Genomic DNA, 6,978 nt, shown 5'->3' with positions numbered 1-6,978 from the left:
GGTCAAAACTGAGAGACTGGCTGGTGGGTACGTCAGGTACAGGTCATCTATCCCGCCTAAAGAAACCTTAAAATTGCTTTTTTGAGGTTGTGAAATTGTATTCCACATAAATGCCTTCCGGGCCGCGACCGTGCGCAACATCCTCGATTTTCCCACGTCCTTCGATCCCCCGGCCTGCATCGTGACGCTGGACCGGAATTATCGCTCGACAAAACCCATTCTGGATGCCGCAAACGCGGTAATCAGCGAGGCAGCCGAGCGATTCACCAAGGATCTGTGGACCGAACGGGCTTCGGAGGAAAAACCACGACTGATCACCATCTGGGACGATACTGCCCAGGCAAACTATATCGCCGACCGGGTGCTGGAAGAGCGTGAGACCGGGACACCAATGAAACAGCAGGCGGTGTTGTTCCGGGCCTCGCACCACAGCGGCACGCTGGAGGTGGAACTGACCCGGCGCAACATCCCGTTCGTGAAGTTCGGTGGCCTGAAGTTTCTCGACAGTGCGCATGTGAAGGATGTGCTGGCCCTGCTGCGTTTTGCCCAGAACCCGCGCGACCGCATCGCAGGCTTCCGGATATTGCAGCTTCTGCCGGGTGTGGGGCCGACCTCGGCCCGGCGCGTAATGGACACGATGGGCGAGAGTGCCCATCCCTTCGAGGCTTTGAAGGATGTCAAAGCGCCACAGCGGAGTGGTGAGGCCTGGGCGGGTTTCGTAAACCTGCTGACCGCTCTCAGCAGCCATCAGGTCGGCTGGCCGGGCGAGATCGCAGCTATGCGATACTGGTATGAGCCGCATCTGGAGCGGCTGCATGAGGACGCCTCCACCCGTCTGGCCGACCTGGTGCAGCTTGAGCAGATCGCCGGGGGCTATCCGTCACGAGAGAAGTTCCTGACCGAACTGACGCTGGACCCGCCAGATGCGACATCCGATCAGGCAGGCGTACCGCTGCTCGATGAGGATTATCTGATCCTCTCGACCATTCATTCCGCCAAGGGGCAGGAATGGGAGAACGTGTTCGTGATGAACGCCGTCGACGGATGCATTCCATCTGATCTAGCCACGGGAGAACAGGACGACATCGAGGAGGAACGTCGGCTGCTCTATGTGGCCATGACGAGGGCGAAGGACAATCTCGATATCATGGTGCCGCAGCGCTTCTATGTGCACGGTCAGCACAGCCGGGGCGACCGGCATGTCTATGCCGCGCGGACACGTTTCATTGATCGGGACATGCTGCCCTTGTTCGAAGCGGTGTCATGGCCTGTCGTGAAACCGGAGGAACAGGCCCGGCAGGAGGCGGTGAAATCCGTAAGGATCGATATGGCAGCCAGATTACGCGGCATGTGGTCGTAAGGGAGCAGGGCCGATGTGCAATCTCTATTCCATGACCTCGAACCCGCAGGCGATCCGGGATATTGCGAAAGTCCTTGAGGATCGCACGGGCAATCTCCAGTCGCTGCCGGAGATCTACCCGAACACGATGGCGCCGATCGTGCGGAATGGCGAGAACGGCCGTGAACTGGTCATGGCGCGCTGGGGCATGCCGACGCCGCCTGGTTACTTGAAAGGCCATAAGGTGGATCGCGGTGTGACCAATATCCGCAATCCGACCTCGACATGGTGGAAGCGCTGGGAAGGCGTGGCACATCGCTGTCTGGTGCCGCTGACCGCCTTCTCGGAACCGGAGCGCCTGCCCGACGGGAAATCACGGCCAGTTTGGTTTGCGCGGAATGATGGAGAGCCGCTCGCTTTCTTCGCCGGGATCTGGTGTCGATGGACCTCAGTACGCAAGCTGGCTGACGGGGAAACGACGGATGACCTGTTCGGGTTTCTGACCACAGAGGCGAACCGGGAAGTAGGCGCGATCCATCCGAAGGCCATGCCGGTCATTCTGACGCAGCCAGATGAACTGGATGTGTGGATGGATGCACCGGTGGCAGAGGCTCTGCGTCTTCAGCGGCCTCTGCCGAATGGCGTAATTGCCCGTGCTGTTGAACCACTATCACCCTTGGAATGACTGCAAAGGGGGGAAGAACGAACCCGCTGTGCGGGATTGGTACGGTGTGTAGGTCTGTCACCACGGCGTGAGCGATCTGTTTTATTTGGAACTGTCCTGATCGGGCCAAGCACTCTGGCTTCTTCCCACCAGAAGGAGCCGGATGATGACAGAGTCCCTGTGCATTGCTGCAATCAGTCCCCTTCGCCAGCGCCTGCTTGATGACATGGCGGTGCGGCGGTTCTCCCGGGAGACGCAGCGCAATTACCTTCGCGATGTCGGCCGTTTCGCCACGTTTCTGGGCCGCTCACCCCATACGGCAACAGCCGAGGATGTGCGCCAGTTCCAGATTGCGCAGAACGAGGCTGGCATGCCGACACCGACCATGAATGCCATCGTGTCGGCCCTACGTTTTTTCTTCACCCAGACACTCGACCGACCCGACCTCGCACGCAAGCTGGTCCGGGTGGCGCATCCCCGCAACCTGCCCGTCGTGCTGAGCCGCGATGAGGTTGCCCGTCTGCTCAACGCGACCGTATGCCTCAAACATCAGGCCGCCCTGTCGGTCGCCTATGGGGCAGGCCTGCGGGTGGCCGAGGTCGCAGCTCTCAAGATCAGTGATATCGACAGCGAGCGCATGCTGCTCAGGGTCGAACGGGGCAAAGGGGGACGATATCGCAACGCCATGCTTCCGGCAGACCTTCTGCCCCTGCTGCGGGAGTGGTGGAAGGCCGGACGCCAGCAGGGCGTGATGCATTCGGGTGGCTGGCTGTTTCCTGGGCAGGACACCATGAGGCCCATCAGCACACGGCAGCTCCATCGTGTGGTTGTCGATGCGGCGCGGGCCGCTGCGATCACCAGACGTGTGGGGCCTCATACCCTGCGGCACAGCTTTGCCACGCACCTGCTTGAGGATGGTGTCGATGTCCGCGTGATCCAGGTCCTGCTGGGTCATTCCCGTCTGGAGACCACGGCCCTTTATACAAAAGTTGCGACACGGACCGTGCGGGCCGTCATCAGTCCGCTCGACAGACTGGGCATGCTGGCGACAACGCAGGCGAGGCCCGACGGCTGATCCCCGGGCGGGGGCGGTCATGTCCGCCTCCCTCGAACTGGGGGACATCTTCCGGGCTGCCGGCCCTGCCTGGCGGTCAGCCCATGCCGGCCGTCTCCCCCTGCAGCAGCTCAAGGTCATGTCGGCGATCGAACACTGTCGCACCGCGGCCCTTGGTGGCCATGTCGCGGCCTGCGGGGACTGTGGACATTGGCGGATCGCCTATAACAGCTGCCGCAACCGTCATTGTCCGCGCTGTCAGGGGAACGCCGCGCGGACATGGCTGGCCGAGCGGGAGGCCGATCTGCTGCCGGTTGGGTATTTCCATGTCGTCTTCACCCTACCTGCGCGGATCGCCGACATCGCGCTCCAGAACAAGGCCGTTCTCTACGCACTGCTGTTCCAGGCCGCCTCGGAGACGATGATGACGATCGCCGCCGATCCCCGGCATCTGGGCGCGCGCATCGGCATCACCGCCGTGCTGCACAGCTGGGGTTCGGCGCTGACCCACCATCCCCATGTGCATATGATCGTGCCGGGCGGCGGCCTGTCGCCCGATGGCCAGCGCTGGATCCCATCGCGCCCGGCCTTCCTCCTGCCCGTTCGCGTGCTGGGCAAGCTGTTCCGCCGCCTGTTCCTGACCCGGCTTCTCGCGCTTTTCGACACCGACCGGCTGGTCTTCCGGGGCCAGCTTGCCTCTCTGGCAGACCGTCGTGCCTTCCTGCGGCATCTGGCCCCAGTGCGCAGCAGGCGCTGGGTCGTCTACGCCAAGCCGCCTTTTGCCGGTCCCAAAGCGGTGCTGGCCTATCTGTCGCGCTATACCCACCGCGTCGCCATCTCGAACCGCCGCCTTCTGGCGTTCAACGAAAACGGTGTGACGTTCCGCTACAAGGATTACCGACGGGACACGGCCCACCAGCAACAGGTCATGACGCTCGGCACGGATGAATTCATCCGCCGCTTCATGCTGCATGTCCTGCCACGGGGGTTTCACCGCATCCGCCATTATGGCCTGCTCGCCAGTTCCAACCGCAAGGCCAGTCTCGCCCGGGCGCGGGAACTGCTGAATGTCATACCCACGCCAGCGGCAGAAGCGCCGGAGCCCGAACCGTTTACGCCACAGCCCTGCCCATGCTGTGGTGGTCAGATGGTCGTCATCCAGGTTTTTGTTCGATGGTGCCAGCCCAGAGGACCGCCACGGACGACCGATCCGGCCGGAGGATCAGCATGATAACCGGCAGACATGACCGCATGACCAGATGCCTGCCGGAACCAACCCGTTCCGGCAAACCGACAGGTCTGTGTAAAACGCGAAAAAACGGCAGAAAGCGCGCACCTGGCGCTGACGATCCTGTCATCTTCATGTGTAGAATCAGCGGGAAGAACCCTTCGCCGCGCCACGAATGCCGTCACGTGACCCCGCTCAGGGGCGCCTCAGGGCAGCGCCAGTTGCAAATTCCCCATAACTGAGTCTCGGTGTCGCGGGTTCGGTCCTCCCCGACTTTCGTACGCCTCACGGCGCCCGAAACTCTTCAGGGAAGCGGAATGTCCGGTGTCGAAAGTAAAACCGAGAAATCGGACATTGTAAAAGAAAAACACGAGGAGATTCCAAGCGTGAATTTTGGAAAATTACTTAAGTTACCAAAGAAGGTAAAGCAGCGAATTCGATAAAGTCCTGCAGATATCGGACCTCTTCATCGGTTTCGCGGCAACCAAGAAATATCTGCTTTGCAATGCCCTTTTTACCAAGCTTCACCGGGCAAAGGTCAAAGCGTGGGGCATACTCTTCCACAAGCCAGCGTGGAAGTGCTGCAACGCCCCTTCCATGCGCCACCATCACCAGCATGATATCCGTGGTTTCAATCTGTTTCTGCTGTCGTGGGCCAATACCAGCAGGCTGTAGAAACTGCGTATAGATATCCAGCCGCTCGGACGGAACAGGGTAGGTGATCAATGTTTCGCCAGCAAGCTGTTCCGGCAAGACGAACTTCTCATTCCGAAGAGGATGTTCAGGGCCAACGGCCAGAACGAGTTCATAATCGAAGACCGGTGTGAATTTCAGGCCGGGTTTGTAAAGCGGATCAGGGGTGACCACGATGTCAATCTCATTGCTGAACAACGCGCCAATACCGCCAAACTGGAACTTCTGCCGTACATCCACGTCAACTTTGGGCCATCGCTCCAGATACGGGGAGACGACTTTCAGAAGCCACTGATAGCAGGGATGACACTCCATGCCGATGCGGAGTGTACCAGGCCCGCCATTTGCGAACTGTTCAAGGCGGCTTTCCGCCAGCTCAAATTGAGGAAGCAGGCGGTTCGCCAAAGCAAGCAGCCATTCGCCTGCCTGATTGAGCACAAGGGAGCGTCCCTCCCGCCGCCATATCTTTACTCCAAGCTGCTGTTCAATCTTGCGGATGGCGTGACTGAGCGCCGGCTGGGTTAGGTTCAGACGCATCCCTGCAGCCGTCAAAGAGCCTTCTCGCGCGACTTCCCGAATAATTGTCAGATGACTGCGCTCCAGAACGCCCATGGTCTACCTCGCGAATGCACAGGATTCATATAATCATAAAAACATATCATTTTAGTTCACTCTCATAAAATTTTATCATGATGGTGTACATGATTCTTTTGGGACAGCTTTCCATCATCCCGACCAATAATCGTGGCCTCTTGTGCACTGAATCTGAATACAAATTCGACCTCCTACATGAAACATGCAGGGAAAGGTCCGGAGACTGTGTTTTCTTGACCACCGACACGAAGCGTCTCCTGCTTGCTCTGGGAAGACCGCATCGACATGGTCGCCTCTGCGTTTCTCCCTCTCTTGGCGTCCAGCTACGGCAGGTTGTCAGGTCGAAAGTTCTCTGCGAACGATTTCCGCACCCGCGCCCAGGGCATTGAGCTTGCCCCGCGCCACGTCGCGTGGCAAAGGAGCCATCCCGCAGTTGGTGCAGGGATAAAGCTTGTCGGCATCGACAAACTGAAGCGCTTTTCGCAGGATATCAGCGACTTTTTCGGGCGTCTCAATGGTGATGGTGGCCACATCAATGGCGCCCACCATCACCTTTTTCCCACGAATGAGTTCGATCAGATCCATCGGAACACGGGAATTCTGACATTCCAGCGAGATCAGATCGATATTGGATTTCTGGAGCTTGGGGAAAATCTCTTCATACTGCCGCCACTCTTCTCCAAGAGCATTTTTCCAGTCGATATTGGCTTTGATACCATAACCATAGCAGATATGGACGGCGGTTTCGCATTTCAGCCCTTCAATAGCCCGCTCCAAAGTGGCGATGCCCCAGTCATTCACCTCATCAAAGAAAACATTGAAGGCAGGTTCATCGAACTGGATGATATCGACGCCAGCGGCTTCCAGTTCCCTCGCTTCCTGATTGAGGATTTTGGCAAATTCCCACGCCAGTTTTTCGCGGCTTTTGTAATGGCCGTCATAAAGCGTGTCGATCATGGTCATGGGACCAGGAAGCGCCCATTTGATGGGCTTCTTTGTCAGCGTGCGCAAAAACTTCGCATCCTCGACAAAGACAGGTTTCTCACGTGCCACAGCACCGACAACTGATGGGACACTGGCATCGTAACGGTTGCGAATTTTAACCGTCTGACGGTTCTCAAAGTCGACGCCGCTGAGATGCTCGATAAACGTCGTGACGAAATGCTGGCGCGTCTGTTCGCCATCGCTGACTATGTCAATGCCGGCCCGGTCCTGATCGTCCAGGGTCAGGCGCAGCGCATCCTGTTTACCTTCGACAAATTCCTCACCCTGCAATTTCCAGGGCGACCAGAGGGTCTTAGAGCCTGAATCAGAAAGCGGTTTGATTGATTTTTCGCAGAACTCTGCGGATATGGGCAATCATCAACCATGCGCAGGATGACGAGATTGTTGTCTCGACATCCTTC

General features: G+C 58.6%; 6 protein-coding genes and 1 pseudogene. 4 read left to right on the top strand and 3 right to left on the bottom strand.

Translation table 11 applies throughout. From position 1 onward, the window contains the following. Nucleotides 1-130 precede the first annotated feature (130 nt). From GOB85_RS18100 to GOB85_RS18085, 4 genes are all read left to right on the top strand, one after another. On the top strand, nucleotides 131-1,360 hold the full coding sequence (locus GOB85_RS18100) for a 3'-5' exonuclease (RefSeq protein ID WP_173578770.1): 1,230 nt from the start codon (nucleotides 131-133) through the stop codon (nucleotides 1,358-1,360). 13 nt (nucleotides 1,361-1,373) lie between these two features. Continuing rightward, nucleotides 1,374-2,024, top strand: coding sequence for an SOS response-associated peptidase (locus GOB85_RS18095; RefSeq protein ID WP_173578771.1), 651 nt, complete (start codon nucleotides 1,374-1,376; stop codon nucleotides 2,022-2,024). Nucleotides 2,025-2,166: 142 nt separating this feature from the next. Then, nucleotides 2,167-3,078 carry a tyrosine-type recombinase/integrase gene (locus GOB85_RS18090; protein WP_173578772.1) on the top strand — a complete coding sequence of 304 codons (912 nt, stop codon included), beginning with the start codon at nucleotides 2,167-2,169 and terminating at the stop codon, nucleotides 3,076-3,078. A 19-nt stretch (nucleotides 3,079-3,097) separates the two neighbouring features. Beyond that, nucleotides 3,098-4,288 carry an IS91 family transposase gene (locus tag GOB85_RS18085; RefSeq protein ID WP_173578773.1) on the top strand — a complete coding sequence of 397 codons (1,191 nt, stop codon included), beginning with the start codon at nucleotides 3,098-3,100 and terminating at the stop codon, nucleotides 4,286-4,288. A gap of 402 nt (nucleotides 4,289-4,690) precedes the next feature. On the opposite strand, the gene GOB85_RS18080 is transcribed toward GOB85_RS18085, so the two are convergent. The 3 genes and pseudogenes from GOB85_RS18080 to GOB85_RS18070 all read right to left on the bottom strand — a co-directional run. Continuing rightward, entirely contained in the window at nucleotides 4,691-5,590 is a 900-nt protein-coding gene (locus GOB85_RS18080) for a LysR family transcriptional regulator (protein WP_173578774.1), read from the bottom strand. Between the two features lie 318 nt (nucleotides 5,591-5,908). Continuing rightward, on the bottom strand, nucleotides 5,909-6,925 hold the full coding sequence (locus GOB85_RS18075) for a methionine synthase (RefSeq protein WP_173578775.1): 1,017 nt from the start codon (nucleotides 6,923-6,925) through the stop codon (nucleotides 5,909-5,911). Beyond that, nucleotides 6,882-6,978 (bottom strand): annotated as a pseudogene (locus tag GOB85_RS18070) (IS5/IS1182 family transposase); the annotation flags it as partial. The pseudogene GOB85_RS18070 and the gene GOB85_RS18075, both read right to left, overlap by 44 nt.

Origin of the sequence: Acetobacter fallax, assembly GCF_011516735.1 — a bacterium.
Taxonomy (GTDB): domain Bacteria; phylum Pseudomonadota; class Alphaproteobacteria; order Acetobacterales; family Acetobacteraceae; genus Acetobacter; species Acetobacter fallax.
This window is presented reverse-complemented; position numbering and strand designations above follow the sequence as displayed.

Coding starts and splice junctions, on each gene's coding strand:
- GOB85_RS18080 (WP_173578774.1), bottom strand. CDS start 5,590: ATGGGCGTTCTGGAGCGCAGTCATCTGACAATTATTCGGGAAGTCGCG.
- GOB85_RS18095 (WP_173578771.1), top strand. CDS start 1,374: ATGTGCAATCTCTATTCCATGACCTCGAACCCGCAGGCGATCCGGGAT.
- GOB85_RS18085 (WP_173578773.1), top strand. CDS start 3,098: ATGTCCGCCTCCCTCGAACTGGGGGACATCTTCCGGGCTGCCGGCCCT.
- GOB85_RS18090 (WP_173578772.1), top strand. CDS start 2,167: ATGATGACAGAGTCCCTGTGCATTGCTGCAATCAGTCCCCTTCGCCAG.